Source organism: Methylocaldum szegediense, from assembly GCF_949769195.1.
In the GTDB taxonomy this organism is placed as follows: domain Bacteria; phylum Pseudomonadota; class Gammaproteobacteria; order Methylococcales; family Methylococcaceae; genus Methylocaldum; species Methylocaldum szegediense.
Genome location: NZ_OX458333.1, coordinates 1937252 through 1953911, shown reverse-complemented (window position 1 = coordinate 1953911; position 16660 = coordinate 1937252). Strand labels below are relative to the sequence as shown.

Genomic DNA, 16660 nt, shown 5'->3' with positions numbered 1-16660 from the left:
CCAAGCCTGTCGACAGGTTCCAGGGTGGCTGCCGAGTTGACGTGGGGCGGCATTGGACACGACGTTCCAACTCAGGGAATAAACCAAACGACTAGCGCTTGATCCCTTGTCCACGCATACGGCGGAGCTACGGTGCCCGCTTCAAGCTCGTCATTTGCTGTAGAGCTTGTTGATGATCGAGCCGACTTTGACGCAAATTGACATACCACTGGCAATAGGCGCTGTAATTGCCGACCACACTTGCCTTGGCCACATCGGTCATGCCGTCCAGCAGGGTCAGGAGAGACTCGTGGATATTCTGCTCCGCCAGAAGGTCCCGTGTTTGTACGGTTCGGTTGGCGACCATCCGCCGGTCTTCGTCCGTCAGCTTGGCGAGCAGTGCGATGCGGCGCTCGTATGTTGCAACATCGTCGGGTGTCGGTCGATAGGAAACGTCGTCGCGGTGCTCCTGAAGCGCCAGCCATTCGGCGGCAGCGTCCCTCTCCGTCAAGTTCAGGAATTTAGCTTTGCGTAATTTCGTGAGTCGGTCGGGGGTTGTCAACGGCGATTCAACGTTAGTGAGTATGTTTTGGCTGGAAGAAGAATCCTGGCTATCGCATCCGACCGAGACAATGGCCAAGACCATGGCGAACAGCGGGCCACGGAGCGCCCGGAGCGGGTTCCCGCCGCGAAAGGGTTTGGATTGAGTCACCGGCTCCTCCAAAAAGTGGATGTCAGACCAGAATGAAAAGGTTACCACGATGCGTGGAAAGTCCCGGCACGGAAGGCACCGCGAATATCCTTGCTTCGAAAAGAAGGGAATTTTTCCCTGAAGTTTCGGGAGATGCGCATGGGAGTCCTCCTGGGATGCAGCGGCATGGATGGGTATTCTATCTTGCGCACTGTCACTCAGATGGACGAATAAGCAGACATAAAGCGTACTGAATTTTCAGCTCGTCACTCCAAACCTCACCCGTCAATCGAGGGTTGACAGTGCGCCCGATGCCTGAAGCCCACCCGCTCTCCACGTGGCAACTGCCTTTAATCCTTTGGTTTCAAGTACGTCCGACATGTTCCACAAGAATTGCCCGTATCTGTCACACCTTCTGCAAGCTATCCGTATGCAACGATTCGGCTGCTGCATCCTCGCTCTGGCCGTAATGCTGCCAGCCCATGCGGAATCCATTTTCGTTACCCTGGAAAAGGGTAATTCCGTAGTCGAAGTAGATGGAGCGACCGGCGAAGTCCGGCGCACGGTTCAGGTCGGCAAGCGGCCTCGAGGTATCTTGACCACGCGCGACGGCCGGAAGATTTTCGTGGCAACGAGCGAAGACAATTCGATCGTTGTCCTGGATCCCCGCACGCTGGAAGTCCTTGGCCGAGTGCCGGTAGACAAGGATCCGAAGACCTTTGCGCTGGATCCTCTCGAAACTCGCTTATTCGCGTCCAACGACGACGACAACCAGTTAACCGTGGTCGATGTCGAATCGCGTCAAATATTGAAGCGCATTCCCATAGGCAAGGAAGCGGAGGGTGTTTCGGTCAGTCCTGATGGGCGTTGGGTCGTCAGCACAAGCGAAGCCGAAAATATTGCCATATGGATCGACACTGCCAGTCTGGAGGCCGTGGAGCGAACGCCGGTCGACCCACGTCCTCGCTACTCGCGCTTTACCGATGACGGCGAACAGCTCTGGGTTAGTTCGCATGACGGCCAGTCCCTCACGATTATCGAAACGGCAACGAAACGCCCCATCAAGACGGTCTCCTTCAAAGTTCCCGGCGTCGCGGACAAGGATATCGGAGCCGTGGGTATCCGGATCGATCGGGATCGCCGTTACGGCTATGTCGCCTTGGGCCGCGCCAACCGCGTCGCCGTCGTCGACGCTCGTACGCTTGAAGTGGTCCGGTATATCTCGGTGGGAAACAGGGTTTGGAATCTCGAATTCTCGCCGGACCAAAAGCGGCTATATACCGCGAACGGACTCAGCAACGACCTTTCCATCATCGACCTTTCGAATTTCGCTGTAACGAAGACGATCCCGGTCGGAAACCGCCCCTGGGCGATCGCCGTGCTACCGTAACCCATTTCAAAGCCTTTCCAGCGGCTCATTCGTGACTGCGCCGTGCCTTGCGAGGTGCTGTCACGAATGGAAACCTTTAGCGAAAGAGTTCACAACACGGTTTGGTGCTCTGTCACTCATCGAAGGCGGGGTAAAGCCTACGGATTTTGATCCGTGCGTCGGTGATGGTGACCATCCCGTTCGCGTTACCGGGGCGTGGTTACGGCATTGAGCCGAGGCGGCGGTGTGGACGTTTACTACGCAGCAAATATCGCCGTCGCGGTGGCGAGGGCCCGCTCCGAGCTTCATCAGCCTGTAACAACAGTGTTACCCGATACTGTCTCACTCGCTTCGCCTCTTTACTTCATGAGGAACCGGTCATACGCGCGGAACCATGCATTCCTTGGCCCCGGCAATGGAGAGGTGATCCTGCACGAGCGGGCTAGCCTTTCATGGCGTCGGTGGGTAAACGAGGATCGGTGCATAGGCGAATGGATGAGTTTTTCGGTCACACTGCCTATCGCTTTAGATCGACCGACAGCGGTTGTCAGGGTTTTGAAGTTGACTGGAACGCCGCGTCTAGCCAGAATACGACATTTTTCCGACTGATTTAAGTGATCTTTCACCAAAATATGATTGGCGGTAACGCAGGCGGCGAGATTCTGGTTTCAATCAGAAACCTCACATTCAGCCGCGGCAGCCGCAAGATTTTCGATGGTGTCGATCTGGATATTCCCAGAGGCAAGATTACTGCCATCATGGGGCCCAGCGGCACCGGTAAAACTACACTTCTGAAACTGATCGGCGGTCAATTGCGGCCGGACAGCGGCACGATTTCAGTCGACGGATGTGTCGTGCACGAGTTGTCGCTCGGTCGTTTGTACGAGCTTCGCAAGAAAATCGGGATGCTCTTTCAGACCGGCGCACTTCTGACCGATCTCAACGTATTCGAAAACGTCGCTTTTCCACTCCGGGAACATACCACGTTACCCGAGTCCATGATCCGAACCCTGGTCTTGATGAAACTGGAGGCCGTGGGACTTCGGGGTGCCCGCGATCTGATGCCGGCGCAGCTTTCGGGAGGCATGGCCCGGCGGGTCGCCCTGGCTCGGGCCATCGCGCTCGATCCGATGATGATTCTGTACGACGAGCCGTTTACCGGGCAGGATCCGATCTCGATGGGTGTGCTGGTGAAGCTGATACGTGATCTGAACCGAGAACTGGGACTGACTAGTATCGTCGTATCCCACGACGTCGAGGAAACGGCTTCCATCGCCGATTACATCTATTTGATTTCCGAGGGCAAAGTGGTTGGCCAAGGGGCGCCCGAAGCAATCCGCCATTCAGAGTCACCTTGGGTTCGCCAGTTTATGGAAGGGTTGGCGGATGGCCCGGTGCCGTTTCATTATCCGGCGCCCGATTATGTGGCCGACTTGCTCAATCCGCCGGCCTAGCGGACTGTCGTTTATTCGGAAAATCTCATGATAGCCCTATTCCAAAAACTTGGACACGAGACGCTGAGCACGCTGCAAAAGCTCGGCCGGGCAAACTTGTTCATCTGTCATGTCATAACCGGCCTGCCCCAGATTTTCAGGCGTTATCGCCTGTTGCTCGTGCAGGTTTATTCGGTGGGCGTCCTGACGGTCCTACTGGTGAGCGTTTCCGGCTTGTTTGTCGGGATGGTGTTGGGCCTGCAGGGCTACAATGTGCTGTCCGATTTCGGGGCGGAACAAACCTTGGGTGTCATGGTGGCGGCTTCCCTGGTCCGAGAGTTGGGGCCGGTCGTTACGGCCTTGCTGTTTTCGGGACGTGCAGGCTCCGCCTTGACCGCGGAAATCGGCTTGATGAAGGCGACCGAGCAGCTTTCCGGAATGGAAATGATGGCTGTTGATCCGGTGAAGCGGATCATCGCGCCGCGTTTTTTCGCCGGCTGTTTGTCGATGCCGCTGCTGGCTGCGCTGTTCAGCATGGTCGGGGTTATGGGCGGCTATTTCGTCGGCGTGGGATTGTTGGGAGTGGACGAAGGCGCGTTTTGGGCGCAGATGAAGAGCAGAATTGATTTTTACGAGGACGTCGTCAACGGTCTTATCAAAAGCGTGGTATTTGGGGTCATCGTCACCTGGATTGCCGTGTTCGAGGGCTATGATGCCGTGCCCACCTCTGAGGGCGTCAGCCGGGCAACCACGCGCTCCGTCGTTTATTCGGCCTTCGCCGTGCTGGGGTGGGATTTCGTGCTGACGGCTTTAATGTTCGGGGGAGATTGATGCAGACATCGAAAGCAATCGAGATCTGGGTGGGCTTGTTCGTCGCCGCCGGTTTGGTCGCTTTGTTCTTTTTGGCGATGCAAGTCAGCAATCTGGCGGAATTGAGAAGCAACAGTGACAGCTACAAGATCGTCGCTCGCTTCGAAAATGTCGGCAGCCTGAGGGTCCGCGCGCCGGTCTCGGTAGCCGGTGTCACGGTGGGACGAGTCAGTGCCATTTCGTTCGACAATCAGACCTACGAGGCCGTGGTGGAGATGCGTATCGATCCGAAATACAACACGCTTCCGGTCGACACTAGCGCCAGCATACTGACCGCCGGACTGTTGGGCGAGCAATATATCGGTCTATCGCCTGGCGGCGCCGAAGAGTACCTTGGCGATGGCGACGAAATCGAATTGACTCAATCGGCGATCGTTCTTGAGCAGGTTATCAGCCGTTTCTTGTTCAACAAGGCGGAAGGCGGCGGAGACAAGGGGGGCGGATCGAATGATGGGGCGACGTCCACCGAATGAGGTCTGCATCGAATAGCGAATATCATGGCTGGATCTTCCAATCCGTTCGAACTGATCGATGAGGGGCAGGGCCGTTACAGGCTAGAAGGCGAGCTGAGCTTTGCGACGGCGGGGGAGGCGTTGAAAAAGACCTTGGCCGTTTTCAAGGATGCACCGGTGCTTTCGTTTGATTTGGCGGGAATCATGCGGGTCGACAGCGCCGGCGTCGCACTTCTGGTGGAGTGGATACGGCGGGCGGCGCAAGCGGGGACACAACTGCGCTATATCCATCTTCCGCAACATGTCAAAGCAATTGCGCGCGTCAGCGGCATCGAGCACTTGATTGCGGCTGGCCTGCCGGAAGCTATCGACTGATCGTTTTGGTTTAGCTTAGCTACGAACAATATACAAAACTAATGGATAAGCTTCTCATCACTGGCGGTAAGCCTCTTAAGGGCGAATTGCGTATTTCCGGCGCCAAGAACGCCGCGTTACCGATTCTCGCGGGCGCACTGTTGTCGGAAACGCCTGTGGTCATTGGGAATGTCCCGCATCTTCACGACATCACCACCACGATGGAACTGCTCGGGCGTATGGGGGTTCATCTGATGGTGGACGAAAAGCTTAATATCGAGGTGGATTCAGGGCCCATCGAGAACTTTTTCGCGCCGTACGAGCTGGTGAAAACTATGCGGGCGTCCATCCTGGTGCTCGGCCCCTTGCTGGCTCGCTTCGGTCGAGCCGAGGTTTCGCTGCCTGGTGGCTGCGCGATCGGAAGCCGGCCGGTGAACCTGCATCTGCAAGGTTTGGCCGCCATGGGTGCCGAAATCAACGTGAGGAACGGCTATATTCACGCCAGTGCTAAGCGTCTCAAAGGATGCCGGCTGGTTCTCGATCAGGTGACGGTGACGGGCACCGAGAACCTGATGATGGCGGCGGTTCTCGCGGAAGGGACGACGATCATCGAAAATGCCGCGCGCGAGCCCGAGGTGGTGGACCTAGCGAATTTTCTCAATCAGATGGGTGCGAAAATCTACGGCGCAGGGTCCGACATCTTGGAAATCGAGGGCGTGAAATCGCTTTCGGCCAATGGATTGCACTATCGCATCCTGCCGGACCGCATCGAGACCGGCACTTATTTGGTCGCCGCCGCCATGACCGGCGGCCGGGTCAAATTGAAAAATACCCGTCCGGATCTGCTGGACGCCGTATTGGCCAAGCTTCGGGAAGCCGGTGCTGTCATCACCTGCACCGATTCCACCATTGAACTCGATATGCAGGGTAAAAGGCCCCGGGCCGTGTCGTTGCGCACTGCGCCCTATCCGGCTTTTCCGACCGACATGCAGGCACAATTCACGGCCATGAACACCGTCGCCGAAGGCGTCGGCGTGATTACGGAAACCGTATTCGAGAATCGGTTCATGCACGTTCAAGAAATGCAGCGAATGGGGGCCGACATTCGTCTCGAGTCCAATACGGCCATCGTTCAGGGCAAGCCGAGTTTAACCGCCGCACCGGTCATGGCCACCGATCTGAGAGCGTCGGCGAGCTTAGTGTTGGCGGGACTCGTGGCCGAGGGCCAGACCGTTGTCGACCGAATTTATCATATCGATCGCGGATACGAATGCATCGAAGAAAAGCTGTCGCAGCTCGGTGCGGAGATACGCCGCGTACCCAATTGAAGCCTGACGCATGCTCACTTTAGCTATCTCGAAAGGGCGGATTTACGAGGAAGCACTTCCCCTGCTGGCACAGGTCGGAATAGTACCGACTGTCGATCCCGACAAGAGCCGCAAGCTGATTTTGCCGACCAATCGCGACGACGTTCAGTTTTTGATTATTCGGGCGACTGACGTACCTACCTATGTGGAATACGGGGCCGCCGATCTCGGGATCGCTGGCAAGGACGTGCTGGTGGAGTATGATGCGCAAGGTCTGTACGAACCGTTGGACCTGGGCATTGCCCGTTGCCGAATGATGACGGCAGCCATGGAGGGTTCGGTGCCTGCGCCAAGAGGGCGGCTGCGGGTAGCGACCAAATATGTGAAAACGACGCATCGTTATTTCGCCAGTCGCGGCATTCAGGCGGAGATCATTAAGCTTTACGGCTCCATGGAATTGGCGCCTTTGGTAGGATTGGCCCATTGCATCGTCGATCTGGTCGATACCGGAAACACGCTCAGGGCCAACGGACTAGAGCCACGCGATCTGATCATGGAGGTCAGCAGCCGACTCATCATCAACAAGGCTGCAATGAAGATGAAGCACCGCGAGGTTATGTCCTTCGTCGAGGAATTGAAGCGGGTCGTCAGCGAACGCAGCAAGCAAGCGGGGTAAGCATTATGTCGGATATCTCGATTACCCGTCTCGAAACGGGGTCAGCGAATTTCGCGCAGAGCCTGGATGCGATCTTGGCGTGGAACGAGGCCGAAGACGCGGCGATTCACAGTCGGGTGATGGAGATCATTCAGCGCATCCGGAAAGAAGGCGATGCCGCTTTGGTGGAACTCACGCGTCTTTACGACCGTTTCGAGGTAGCGAACGCCTCGGATTTGGAGCTTTCACCCGACGAGCTCAAGAAGGCTTGGGAAGGATTGCCGAGCGACTCGGCCCAAGCGCTCATGGTGGCAGCGGAACGCATCCGGCTCTACGCCGATCGCCAGAAGATGGAGTCCTGGCGCTATTCGGAACCGGACGGTACGGTCCTGGGACAGCAGGTGACGCCTTTGGACAAAGTCGGGGTCTATGTTCCCGGAGGAAAAGCGGCCTATCCGTCGTCGGTGTTGATGAACGCCATCCCGGCGAAGGCTGCCGGTGTGTCCGAGATCATTATGGTGGTACCGACGCCGGGTGGCGAGACGAATCCGCTGGTTCTCGCAGCAGCTTATCTCGCGGGCATAGATCGCGTATTCCGGATCGGAGGCGCCCAGGCGGTGGCGGCTCTGGCTTACGGCACGGCGACGGTACCGCGAGTGGACAAGATCGTGGGCCCCGGAAACATCTACGTGGCGACCGCGAAGAAGTTGGTGTTCGGCCAAGTTGGCATCGACATGGTAGCCGGGCCGTCGGAAATCCTCATCATCAGCGATGGCGGCACCGATCCGGACTGGATCGCGATGGACCTCTTCTCGCAGGCTGAACACGATGAGGATGCGCAGGCGATACTCATCAGTCCGGACCGTGCCCACCTTGATGCGGTGGAAGCAAGCATACGCCGCTTGTTGCCGACCATGGAGCGGGCCGATGTGATCCGGACCTCGCTGTCGCGGCGCGGTGCTCTGATCGAAGTCCGGGATCTGGACGAGGCGGCGGATGTGGCGAACCGCGTCGCGCCCGAACACCTCGAGCTTTCCGTGGAAGATCCGGAGAGTTTGGTCGCTAAAATCCGCAACGCCGGCGCCATCTTCATGGGCCGCTACACAGCGGAAGTATTGGGCGATTACTGCGCGGGCCCGAATCATGTGCTTCCTACCTCGGGGACGGCCAGATTCTCGTCGCCCCTGGGCGTGTACGATTTCCAGAAGCGGTCGAGCTTGATTTTCTGTTCGCGGCAAGGTGCCGACCAATTGGCGCGAACCGCTTCCGTATTGGCGCGGGGCGAGGGGCTGACCGCCCATGCCCGTTCCGCCGAGTACCGTATCGTAGAATCGCCATGACCGATCTCCAAAGCATGATCCGGTCTTTGCTGAGACCGGAAGTACTGGCTTTGTCGGCCTATCACGTTCCGGATTCGTCAGGTTACGTCAAGTTGGACGCCATGGAAAATCCTTATTCGTGGCCGGATGACATGGTCGACGAATGGCTGGCTCGGCTGCGTGAAGCACGGCCGAACCGCTATCCCGATCCCTCGTGCGGCCGGCTCAAAGCCAGGCTGCGCGAAGCCTACGGCGTGCCTGAAGCCGCCGGACTCCTGATGGGGAACGGTTCGGACGAAATCATTCAAATCATCCTCATGGCGCTCAAAGGGCGCGATGCGACGGTTTTGGCGCCGGAGCCGACCTTCGTTATGTATCGGCAGATTGCGTCCAGCCTGGGGCTCGAATTTATCGGCGTACCCTTGCGGGGAGAGGATTTCGCCCTGGACATGCCCGCGATGCGGGCGATGATCGAGACGCACCGCCCCGCGGTGATCTTCCTGGCCTATCCGAATAACCCGACCGGCAATCTTTTCGATTCCGAAGATATCGCCGAGATCCTGCGCATAGCGCCTGGGCTGGTGGTCGTGGATGAAGCCTACACGGCCTATGCCGGGCGGAGCTTCATGCCGCGCCTTGCAGAATTCGACAATCTGCTGGTCATGCGTACGCTGTCCAAGCTGGGACTGGCAGGGCTGCGATTGGGATTCATGGCTGGGGCTAAAGCTTGGATCGACGAATTCGACAAGATTCGACTGCCTTACAACATCAACACCTTGACCCAGATCAGCACCGAATTCGCCTTGGAGAAGAGGAAGGTACTGGAGTCTCAAGTCGAATCGATTCTGCGTGATCGGCAGCACCTATACGAAGAACTCGCCCGGCTTCCCGGAGTCCATGTCTATCGGAGCGACGCCAATTTCATCTTGTTCAGGCTTCTGCGGCATGATGCCGATCACGTGTTTCGAAAGCTCAAGGATGCGGGCATTTTGATCAAGAATCTGCATTCATCAGGCGGCCGGCTGGCAGGCTGCTTGCGGGTCACCGTCGGGACGCCGGAGGAGAACCAGAGATTCCTTACGGCGCTCGCCGAGACCCTGGCATCATAGAGCGAGAGAGCCGACGGTATTGCTTTTGGAGTCTTTCTCAAACAAAATCCTTCCGGTCGGGGAAACGCATTGTCAACTATAACGATTCAATCAGGCGGAACGCGCGCGTTCCAGAATAAAAACAGACATAATCGAAAACGATAAGACCTAAGAGCTCGAGCAGTTAAAGGGGGTACCCAGGAGATGGTGGCATGACTAACGAAGGCGTGGATCTCGACAAGCGCCGTTTTTTGACCCAGGCGGCGGTGGTTATCGGCGCCGTCGGCACAGGCGCCATGGCTGTGCCGTTCATCTCGTCAATGAAACCCAGCGCCAAAGCCGAAGCTCTTGGAGCTCCGGTGGACGTCGACATCAGTAAGATCGAGCCCGGACAAATGATTCGTGTTTTGTGGCGGGGCAAGCCGGTCTGGATATTACACAGAACGCCCAACAGCCTGGCTATCCTGCCGACGCTCGAGGATCAGTTGCGCGATCCTAAGTCGAAGCAATCGGAACAGCCGAAAACCGCGACCAACGAGTATCGTTCCATCAAGCCCGAGATTTTTGTCGCCATAGGCATCTGTACCCACCTTGGATGCTCTCCCGTCTACCGTCCGGAAATCGCACCCCCGGACCTCGGGCCGGACTGGAAGGGTGGATTTTTCTGTCCCTGCCACGGATCACGCTTCGATTTGGCGGGACGCGTGTACAAATCGGTTCCGGCGCCGACCAATCTGGTCGTTCCACCGTATTACTACGCCAGTGACACGCGGATCGTTATCGGTTTAACGAGTGGCGAGGAGTAGGCGCGATGGCTTCGGAAAAGACAAAGGCTCTTCTGAACTGGCTGGACGAGCGGTTTCCAGTAACGAAGCTCTGGGAAAGCCAGCTTACCAAGTACTACGTGCCGAAGAATTTCAATTTCCTGTACTTCTTCGGCTCTTTGGCGATACTCGTACTCGTCAATCAGATCGTGACCGGGGTTTTTCTGACGATGCACTACAAGCCGTCGGCGGAACTCGCGTTCGAGTCGGTCGAATACATCATGCGGGACGTCGATTACGGTTGGCTGCTTCGGTATATGCACTCGACCGGTGCGTCGATGTTTTTCATCGTCATTTACATCCACATGTTCCGGGCGATCTTCTACGGGTCGTTCAAAAAGCCGCGCGAGCTGATCTGGCTTTTCGGCATGACGATCTTCGTACTCCTCATGGCGGAAGCCTTCATGGGATATCTATTGCCGTGGGGGCAGATGTCCTACTGGGGAGCTCAGGTCATCATCTCGCTGTTCGGCGCTATTCCGGGCATCGGAGAAGGCCTTGCGACTTGGATACGGGGCGACTACGTTGTCGCCGACGCTACTTTGAACCGGTTCTTCGCGCTCCATGTTGTCGGAATTCCGTTGGCTCTCCTGATCCTAGTGGTGTTTCACCTTGTCGCCTTGCGCACCACGGGCTCCAGCAATCCCGACGGCATCGAGATCAAAAAACAGAAGAAGTCGGAAGACGGTGTTCCAATCGACGGCATACCGTTTCATCCGTACTACACCGTCAAGGATCTATACGCAGCGGTCGTTTTCCTGATTGTCTGCTCTATCATCATTTTTTACATGCCGGAAGTGGGAGGGTATTTCCTGGAGCATCCGAATTTCGAGCCGGCGAACCCGGCGGTGACGCCCGAGCACATACAGCCGGTTTGGTATTTCACGCCGTTTTATTCGGTCTTACGCGCGATTCCAAACAAGCTGGGCGGCGTTGTAGCCATGGGTGCATCGATCGTCCTGCTGTTCTTGCTTCCATGGCTGGACCGCTCGCCGGTGAAATCGATCCGTTACCGCGGCACAGTCTTTAAGGTTGCATTGGCTTTGTTCGTGGTGAGTTTTTTTGGACTCGGCGTCCTTGGAACGAAACCCGTGACACCTACTTCCACGGCTTTCGCGAGGCTGTTTACGTTCATTTATTTCGCATTCCTACTGTTGATGCCGTTTTATCCGAGGTTCGAGGCAACCAAACCGGTGCCCGAACGGTTGGCTGAACCGATCATTCCGCTGCGTAAGCGCGAGGGTAAGCATTGGCGCATGCTCGAGCGCGGCTTAGAGGCCATCCGGACCAGTTCGGCCTGGCAAGGCGTAAAAAGGCGGTTGGAGGCCATTGCAGCCCATCCGCAGTATCAGAATATAAAAGAACGGCTATCGACCGTTATCGAACGGCTGAAAACTTACGGAAGCAAATAAGAATGAGAACGGCATTCGGCATAGCATTGTTGTTATTTTCTTTGGCTGCGTCCGCGACAGAACCGGTTAAACCGCTCGATGACGTGGACGTGGATATTTTCGATACCGAGTCCGTTCGGAGGGGAGCCGGTTACTTCAGCAACTATTGCATGGGTTGCCATTCCGTCAAACTGATCCGCTACTCCAGGATCGGCAAGGACCTGTGCCTGGATGAAGACACCATGCGGCGCGAGTTCATGTTCGGCAACGTCAAGATTCACGACAATCTCGAGACCGCGATGAGCAAGGAATACGGAGAAAACGCTTTCGGCGTGGCGCCACCGGATCTTTCTTTGATCGTGAGGGCCAGGGGAGCGGATTGGGTTTACAGTTATCTCAAAGGATTTTATGTCGATCCCAAACGGCCGTTTGGCGTGAACAACCTAATTTCTCCGGGTGTCGCCATGCCCAACGTGCTATGGGCGCTTCAGGGTGTTCAGGAACCCGTGATCAAGAAAGTCGGCGGAGAAGATAGGGTCGTCGATGCCCGGCTGGTTAAGAAAGGCGAGATGTCGCCGAAGGAATTCGACCAAGCCGTGACGGACATCGTCAACTTTCTCGCGTATGTTGCGGAGCCTTCTAAGCTTCAGCGCCTACCGCTCGGAAAATATGTTCTCTTTTTCTTGGTGGTGTTAGCGGTCATCATGTACCGATTGAAGAAAGAATATTGGAAGGATGTTCATTAAGGTTTAGTGGTAAAATGGGCGGCCGGCCGGTTGGAAGACGATGCGTCCGAAGGTGTGCTGTGCCAAGCGACTTGAGGGCGATGGCTGGGCCGCCGAACGGGCTCCGTCGAAAAATTGGGAGTAGACGAGCTGAGGTGACGGTCTGAAATAATAGGTCCTCACTCGATTCTCTCAATCATCGCGCCGGGGATCTTGGGAGCTCCACGATGACCTGTTCCGAAGAAGGAGTCGTCTTGAGAGATGACCATAAATTTTTCCAACCGGAACCTTGTTTGTCTTTCTTGAGGTGTTCAGCGTGGCAAGCACTGCTAGCCGCAAATCGGTAATGACTCTTTTTTGTTCCCCGACCTGCGTCTATAGCCACAGAACACGGATCGTTTTGTTCGAAAAAGGGATTGCGGCGGATATCGAATATATCGATGCCAGGAAGCCGCCCGAAGACTTGCTTGCGCTGAATCCCCACGGGAACACGCCGACGCTGGTTGATCGCGATCTGGTGCTGTACGAGTCTCGGATCATCATGGAATATTTGGACGAACGCTTCCCGCATCCACCGTTACACCCCATGGACCCCGTATCGCGGGCGCGGGCGCGCATGCTGGTCCATCGTATCGACGAGGATTGGTATCGTCTTTTGGACGAAATCGAAAACTCATCGGATAAAAACGATCTCAAAGCGAAGAAGACGCTGCGGGACAGTCTCATCGCCGCGGCGCCGGCGTTCGCATCTAGGCCCTACTTTCTCAGTGACGAATTTTCTTTGGTAGACTGTACGCTCGCCCCATTGCTTTGGCGTCTGCCCGCTTTGGGGATAGACCTGCCGAAACAGGCGGGGTCGATTACAGCTTATGCGCGACGTTTGTTTGAGCGGGATGCGTTTCAAGCTAGTTTAAGTGAACAAGAGCGGAATTTGACCAGTTTTGCAGAGCCACTGACTGCCTGATGAATTCACTCAAACCGTACTTGGTAAGGGCCATATACGACTGGATAGTCGACAACCAGTGCACGCCCTATCTGCTCGTTGACGCCGACGCGCACGGAGTTGTCGTGCCGAGACAATATGTTCAAGACGGCAAAATTGTGCTGAACTTGCGGCCTCAAGCCGTACAAGGCCTGTCCCTGGGTAATCATGAGGTCGAGTTCGGCGCGCGCTTTGGCGGGACGCCAATGCAGATCACCGTTCCAATGCGAGCGGTGCTCGCTATTTACGCGCAGGAAAACGGTAAAGGAATGATCTTCGATGAAGAGGGGGATGACGAGACGCCCCCACCGGCCGATTCGGCCCCCGCAGCACCGACTGCGAAGAAAAAACCGGTGCTGAAGGTCGTGAAATAGCCGATCGGCTGTTTCTACGACTTATCGGGCACGTAAAGTTTCGTGACCTTACTGGACTGCGCGGCCTCCCGGTCGAGCGGAATGATTTTGGCAGTTCCGCGACGTTCGACCTGATCAATGCGAATAATTTCGTGCATTGGAATGAACGAACGCCGGATATTGGCGAATTCCGCCCTCAGTTTCTCTTCGTAGGGATCCACCACCACGGACGAATTCTCGCCGAAAACAAAATCCTCGATCACCACGAACCCGAACATCTCGCCCTGAAACACCCTTTTCGCATAGATTTCGTAAACTTGGTTCTGGTTGACGAAAACGACCCTATAAATCAGATTGTCCGACATGACGATTTTGATTCGGCGCTTGGGATGAAATTCGAAGTAGACGGAAATTCCGGCCATTATAAGGGAAAACGCCAAAGCTCGACGCGGTCCTATGGAATAGGGATGGGACGGCGTCGATCGGTGAGGCAAACGGTGTGCATACCGCTACCGGTTTTTGGCTTGGCAGGAGAGGAGATCCGTCATGGTGTTTGTGAAACGTGTTTATGAACCGCTGGCGTCCGGCGATGGCGAACGCTACTTGGTCGAGCGGTTGTGGCCTAGAGGTATCACAAAAGAAGCGCTGATGATAACGGCCTGGATCAAGGAGGCGGCGCCGAGTACGGAGCTTCGGCGCTGGTTCGGGCATGAACCGTCTAAATGGAACGAATTCAGGCAGCGCTACTTCTCGGAATTGGATCGCAAGCCCGAAGTGATTCGCCCGCTTCTGGAAGCCGCAACCCGAGGAAACATTACGTTGCTTTACAGCGCTCGCGACACGGAGCACAACAGTGCGATAGCGTTGGCGGAATATTTATCGAAGCGCTTGGCTCAGCGCTCGGACTGAGGAAGTCCCAAGCAACTGAATTCCGATCATGACCTTCGAAAGACCTGTTCAAAGCTAAGTCGAAGGGCTCAGGGCCGGTCTTGCGAAGGGATTAAGCAGAATTTCCTTGAGTGCTTATCCTGTAGATGGTTTGCCTTAGAGCCGAATCAAAGAGCTGGTCTCGCGTGCAGTCGGCGGGAACCGGAGCCGACTTGGGATAGGCCCCAGGGTTTCGCACATTGGAACCATTATGGACCCGATTCATCTCGATTTTCGCGTTTTGTTCAGTTACGCCTTCCGCCCCTTTTTTCTGCTGGTCGGTATTTACGCTGTCCTCGCCGTGTTGGCGTGGGGGTTCCATCTCGGCGGCATCCTAATGTGGCCGAATATACCCCCTGCTGCGGTCCGGCACGGACATGAAATGGTTTTCGGATTCGCTGGGGCTGCGATCGCTGGGTTTTTGTTGACGGCCGTTGCCACCTGGACCGGCCGTTCGCCGGTTGCGGGAATACCGCTCATGATCCTGTGTGCGGCTTGGATCGGCGCCCGGCTGGGAGCATTCCTCCCGGGGCTTGTTGGAACGGCTTTGTGGGCGTTTGCCGGTGTCGTGTTTTGGGGAGGGTTATTGTCGCTAGTCGCGCGCGAGGTCGTCGCGGTACGAAACGCTCGCAACTACAAAGTACTAGGCCTGCTGCTCGCATTTCTCGCGACCGAGGTTTATTTCTTTTTCGTCGCATCCGGCGATGTGGCAGCGCAGGAAGCAGCATTGCGTACCGGGTTATGCCTTGTGATCGGCATGATTCTTTTAATCGGAGGTCGGATCATTCCCAGCTTTACTCAGAACTGGCTGCGTTTGAATCGGCCTGAACTCCGCGTCAGTTTGCCACCTTTCGACCGTTTCGACGGCACCACCGTAGCGATTAGCTTGCTGTTCGCGCTTGGTTTCGTTTTTATGCCGCAATCGCCGGGATTCGGTGCTCTGGGGCTCATTGCCTCCGTGCTCCATGTTATCCGCCTTGGCCGGTGGCGTGGCTGGCTGGCCTATGCGGAACCGCTACTCTGGATTCTCCACGTCGGCTATGCCTGGATACCCGTCGGATTGGCATTGCTCGGCGCGAGCATGTTGCTCGACCATGCAGGGGCATGGGACAGCGGGTTGCACGCCCTCGGCTACGGAGCCATAGGCACGATGATTCTCGGGGTCGCTGCTCGAGTGGCGCTGGGCCACACGGGAAGGCCGTTGCAAGCCTTTCCTTCGATGACCGTCGCTTTCGTGATGATGATTCTCGGAACTGCTTTCCGCCTTTTTGCGCAACCGGGTGGGCTCGCCATGGCGGCCGCGGTAGGGTTGTGGAGCGCAGCCTATGTCGTGTTCGTGGTGCGCTATCTTCCCATCCTGTTGGCACCGCGTCTCAAGTGATAGAAGCCTAAACGTCGATACGCGTTGTCGCCTAATCCAGGGGGACACGAATCGACGAAATCGCCCTACATATCGCTTCCTCGCCCTTTCACGCCAGGTTAGGGAGGTTCTAACGTAGATTCTGTTTCATGCCCTACGATAGGCTCAGCAAAACGTTCGGCAAGTTTGTCTTGAGCCTGTCTGAAGGACTGTACTCAACATACGGTCGAAAGCGCACGCTGCTGTTGCGGGGATGTCTCCACCAAGCAGGAGCATGGCGACCAGGTGATTTGCCCGCCGAGCAACGGGACTCACCCAAAATCACAAAATCACCATGACGTTATCCCGGCGAAAACGCTGTCATCTCTCGATAACGGCAGTTTGCTTAATTGTCGTTTCAATCCACTCCCGGTTATTAAGCCGGGAGTTACCGCCTACGGGAGAACGACCGAGGACTATGTCATCAGGTTTCAATCCACTCCCGGTTATTAAGTGTCACGTCCCGTATGATTATTTACCGAGAAGGAGTTATGCTCTGTTTGAAGCCCGGAGCCTTCTCCAGGAGATATTCGGTTCGTCCA

At 56.3% G+C, this 16660-nt stretch carries 18 protein-coding genes; 16 read left to right on the top strand and 2 right to left on the bottom strand.

What is annotated here, in order from left to right; all coding sequences use genetic code 11:
- Nucleotides 1-127: 127 nt before the first annotated feature.
- Entirely contained in the window at nucleotides 128-691 is a 564-nt protein-coding gene (locus QEN43_RS08280) for a hypothetical protein (RefSeq protein ID WP_156912897.1), read from the bottom strand.
- A 358-nt stretch (nucleotides 692-1049) separates the two neighbouring features.
- Here QEN43_RS08280 and QEN43_RS08275 point away from each other — a divergent pair, with 358 nt between their 5' ends.
- From QEN43_RS08275 to QEN43_RS08210, 14 genes are all read left to right on the top strand, one after another.
- On the top strand, nucleotides 1050-2060 hold the full coding sequence (locus QEN43_RS08275) for a PQQ-dependent catabolism-associated beta-propeller protein (protein WP_235726702.1): 1011 nt from the start codon (nucleotides 1050-1052) through the stop codon (nucleotides 2058-2060).
- Nucleotides 2061-2671: 611 nt separating this feature from the next.
- Nucleotides 2672-3493: an ABC transporter ATP-binding protein gene (locus QEN43_RS08270; RefSeq protein ID WP_317964067.1), complete on the top strand. Its 822-nt coding sequence runs from the start codon at nucleotides 2672-2674 to the stop codon at nucleotides 3491-3493.
- A 27-nt stretch (nucleotides 3494-3520) separates the two neighbouring features.
- Complete coding sequence (mlaE, locus tag QEN43_RS08265; protein ID WP_317963938.1) at nucleotides 3521-4303, top strand: lipid asymmetry maintenance ABC transporter permease subunit MlaE; 783 nt, start codon at nucleotides 3521-3523, stop codon at nucleotides 4301-4303.
- The gene (gene mlaD, locus QEN43_RS08260) at nucleotides 4303-4815 is read left to right on the top strand and encodes an outer membrane lipid asymmetry maintenance protein MlaD (RefSeq protein ID WP_051332031.1); all 513 of its coding nucleotides are present in this window, start codon (nucleotides 4303-4305) and stop codon (nucleotides 4813-4815) included. Before mlaE ends, mlaD begins: the two co-directional genes overlap by 1 nt.
- Before the next feature lie 24 nt (nucleotides 4816-4839).
- The gene (locus QEN43_RS08255; RefSeq protein ID WP_036269280.1) at nucleotides 4840-5169 is read left to right on the top strand and encodes an STAS domain-containing protein; all 330 of its coding nucleotides are present in this window, start codon (nucleotides 4840-4842) and stop codon (nucleotides 5167-5169) included.
- 41 nt (nucleotides 5170-5210) lie between these two features.
- Nucleotides 5211-6476 (top strand): UDP-N-acetylglucosamine 1-carboxyvinyltransferase, encoded by a 1266-nt coding sequence (gene murA / locus QEN43_RS08250; RefSeq protein WP_026611877.1) that lies wholly within the window; start codon nucleotides 5211-5213, stop codon nucleotides 6474-6476.
- A 10-nt stretch (nucleotides 6477-6486) separates the two neighbouring features.
- A complete protein-coding gene (hisG, locus tag QEN43_RS08245) occupies nucleotides 6487-7131 on the top strand; it encodes an ATP phosphoribosyltransferase (protein WP_026611878.1) in 645 nt (214 codons plus the stop codon).
- A gap of 5 nt (nucleotides 7132-7136) precedes the next feature.
- Nucleotides 7137-8450, top strand: coding sequence for a histidinol dehydrogenase (hisD, locus tag QEN43_RS08240; protein ID WP_026611879.1), 1314 nt, complete (start codon nucleotides 7137-7139; stop codon nucleotides 8448-8450).
- Nucleotides 8447-9538: a histidinol-phosphate transaminase gene (gene hisC, locus QEN43_RS08235; protein WP_026611880.1), complete on the top strand. Its 1092-nt coding sequence runs from the start codon at nucleotides 8447-8449 to the stop codon at nucleotides 9536-9538. The genes hisD and hisC overlap by 4 nt, the downstream gene beginning before the upstream one ends.
- Before the next feature lie 191 nt (nucleotides 9539-9729).
- Nucleotides 9730-10323 carry a ubiquinol-cytochrome c reductase iron-sulfur subunit gene (gene petA / locus QEN43_RS08230; protein ID WP_317963937.1) on the top strand — a complete coding sequence of 198 codons (594 nt, stop codon included), beginning with the start codon at nucleotides 9730-9732 and terminating at the stop codon, nucleotides 10321-10323.
- Between the two features lie 5 nt (nucleotides 10324-10328).
- Nucleotides 10329-11753 (top strand): cytochrome b, encoded by a 1425-nt coding sequence (locus QEN43_RS08225; RefSeq protein WP_051332032.1) that lies wholly within the window; start codon nucleotides 10329-10331, stop codon nucleotides 11751-11753.
- Nucleotides 11754-11755: 2 nt separating this feature from the next.
- Nucleotides 11756-12478, top strand: coding sequence for a cytochrome c1 (locus QEN43_RS08220; RefSeq protein WP_026611882.1), 723 nt, complete (start codon nucleotides 11756-11758; stop codon nucleotides 12476-12478).
- A gap of 325 nt (nucleotides 12479-12803) precedes the next feature.
- A complete protein-coding gene (locus tag QEN43_RS08215) occupies nucleotides 12804-13421 on the top strand; it encodes a glutathione S-transferase N-terminal domain-containing protein (RefSeq protein ID WP_235726703.1) in 618 nt (205 codons plus the stop codon).
- Nucleotides 13421-13813 carry a ClpXP protease specificity-enhancing factor gene (locus tag QEN43_RS08210; RefSeq protein WP_026611884.1) on the top strand — a complete coding sequence of 131 codons (393 nt, stop codon included), beginning with the start codon at nucleotides 13421-13423 and terminating at the stop codon, nucleotides 13811-13813. The genes QEN43_RS08215 and QEN43_RS08210 overlap by 1 nt, the downstream gene beginning before the upstream one ends.
- 14 nt (nucleotides 13814-13827) lie before the next feature.
- On the opposite strand, the gene QEN43_RS08205 is transcribed toward QEN43_RS08210, so the two are convergent.
- On the bottom strand, nucleotides 13828-14214 hold the full coding sequence (locus tag QEN43_RS08205) for a DUF1820 family protein (protein WP_235726704.1): 387 nt from the start codon (nucleotides 14212-14214) through the stop codon (nucleotides 13828-13830).
- Nucleotides 14215-14338: 124 nt separating this feature from the next.
- Between QEN43_RS08205 and QEN43_RS08200 the strand changes: the two genes are divergently transcribed.
- Entirely contained in the window at nucleotides 14339-14701 is a 363-nt protein-coding gene (locus QEN43_RS08200) for a DUF488 domain-containing protein (protein WP_026611886.1), read from the top strand.
- A 229-nt stretch (nucleotides 14702-14930) separates the two neighbouring features.
- The gene (locus QEN43_RS08195; protein WP_026611887.1) at nucleotides 14931-16100 is read left to right on the top strand and encodes an NnrS family protein; all 1170 of its coding nucleotides are present in this window, start codon (nucleotides 14931-14933) and stop codon (nucleotides 16098-16100) included.
- The last annotated feature ends 560 nt before the right edge of the window (nucleotides 16101-16660 follow it).

Bases quoted from the DNA above. Each gene is read 5' to 3' on its own strand.
- QEN43_RS08220 (WP_026611882.1), top strand. From the start codon at position 11,756: ATGAGAACGGCATTCGGCATAGCATTGTTGTTATTTTCTTTGGCTGCG.
- QEN43_RS08205 (WP_235726704.1), bottom strand. From the start codon at position 14,214: ATGGCCGGAATTTCCGTCTACTTCGAATTTCATCCCAAGCGCCGAATC.
- murA (WP_026611877.1), top strand. From the start codon at position 5,211: ATGGATAAGCTTCTCATCACTGGCGGTAAGCCTCTTAAGGGCGAATTG.
- petA (WP_317963937.1), top strand. From the start codon at position 9,730: ATGACTAACGAAGGCGTGGATCTCGACAAGCGCCGTTTTTTGACCCAG.
- QEN43_RS08270 (WP_317964067.1), top strand. From the start codon at position 2,672: ATGATTGGCGGTAACGCAGGCGGCGAGATTCTGGTTTCAATCAGAAAC.
- mlaE (WP_317963938.1), top strand. From the start codon at position 3,521: ATGATAGCCCTATTCCAAAAACTTGGACACGAGACGCTGAGCACGCTG.
- mlaD (WP_051332031.1), top strand. From the start codon at position 4,303: ATGCAGACATCGAAAGCAATCGAGATCTGGGTGGGCTTGTTCGTCGCC.
- hisD (WP_026611879.1), top strand. From the start codon at position 7,137: ATGTCGGATATCTCGATTACCCGTCTCGAAACGGGGTCAGCGAATTTC.
- QEN43_RS08225 (WP_051332032.1), top strand. From the start codon at position 10,329: ATGGCTTCGGAAAAGACAAAGGCTCTTCTGAACTGGCTGGACGAGCGG.
- QEN43_RS08275 (WP_235726702.1), top strand. From the start codon at position 1,050: ATGTTCCACAAGAATTGCCCGTATCTGTCACACCTTCTGCAAGCTATC.
- hisG (WP_026611878.1), top strand. From the start codon at position 6,487: ATGCTCACTTTAGCTATCTCGAAAGGGCGGATTTACGAGGAAGCACTT.
- QEN43_RS08215 (WP_235726703.1), top strand. From the start codon at position 12,804: ATGACTCTTTTTTGTTCCCCGACCTGCGTCTATAGCCACAGAACACGG.
- QEN43_RS08210 (WP_026611884.1), top strand. From the start codon at position 13,421: ATGAATTCACTCAAACCGTACTTGGTAAGGGCCATATACGACTGGATA.
- hisC (WP_026611880.1), top strand. From the start codon at position 8,447: ATGACCGATCTCCAAAGCATGATCCGGTCTTTGCTGAGACCGGAAGTA.
- QEN43_RS08195 (WP_026611887.1), top strand. From the start codon at position 14,931: ATGGACCCGATTCATCTCGATTTTCGCGTTTTGTTCAGTTACGCCTTC.
- QEN43_RS08255 (WP_036269280.1), top strand. From the start codon at position 4,840: ATGGCTGGATCTTCCAATCCGTTCGAACTGATCGATGAGGGGCAGGGC.
- QEN43_RS08200 (WP_026611886.1), top strand. From the start codon at position 14,339: ATGGTGTTTGTGAAACGTGTTTATGAACCGCTGGCGTCCGGCGATGGC.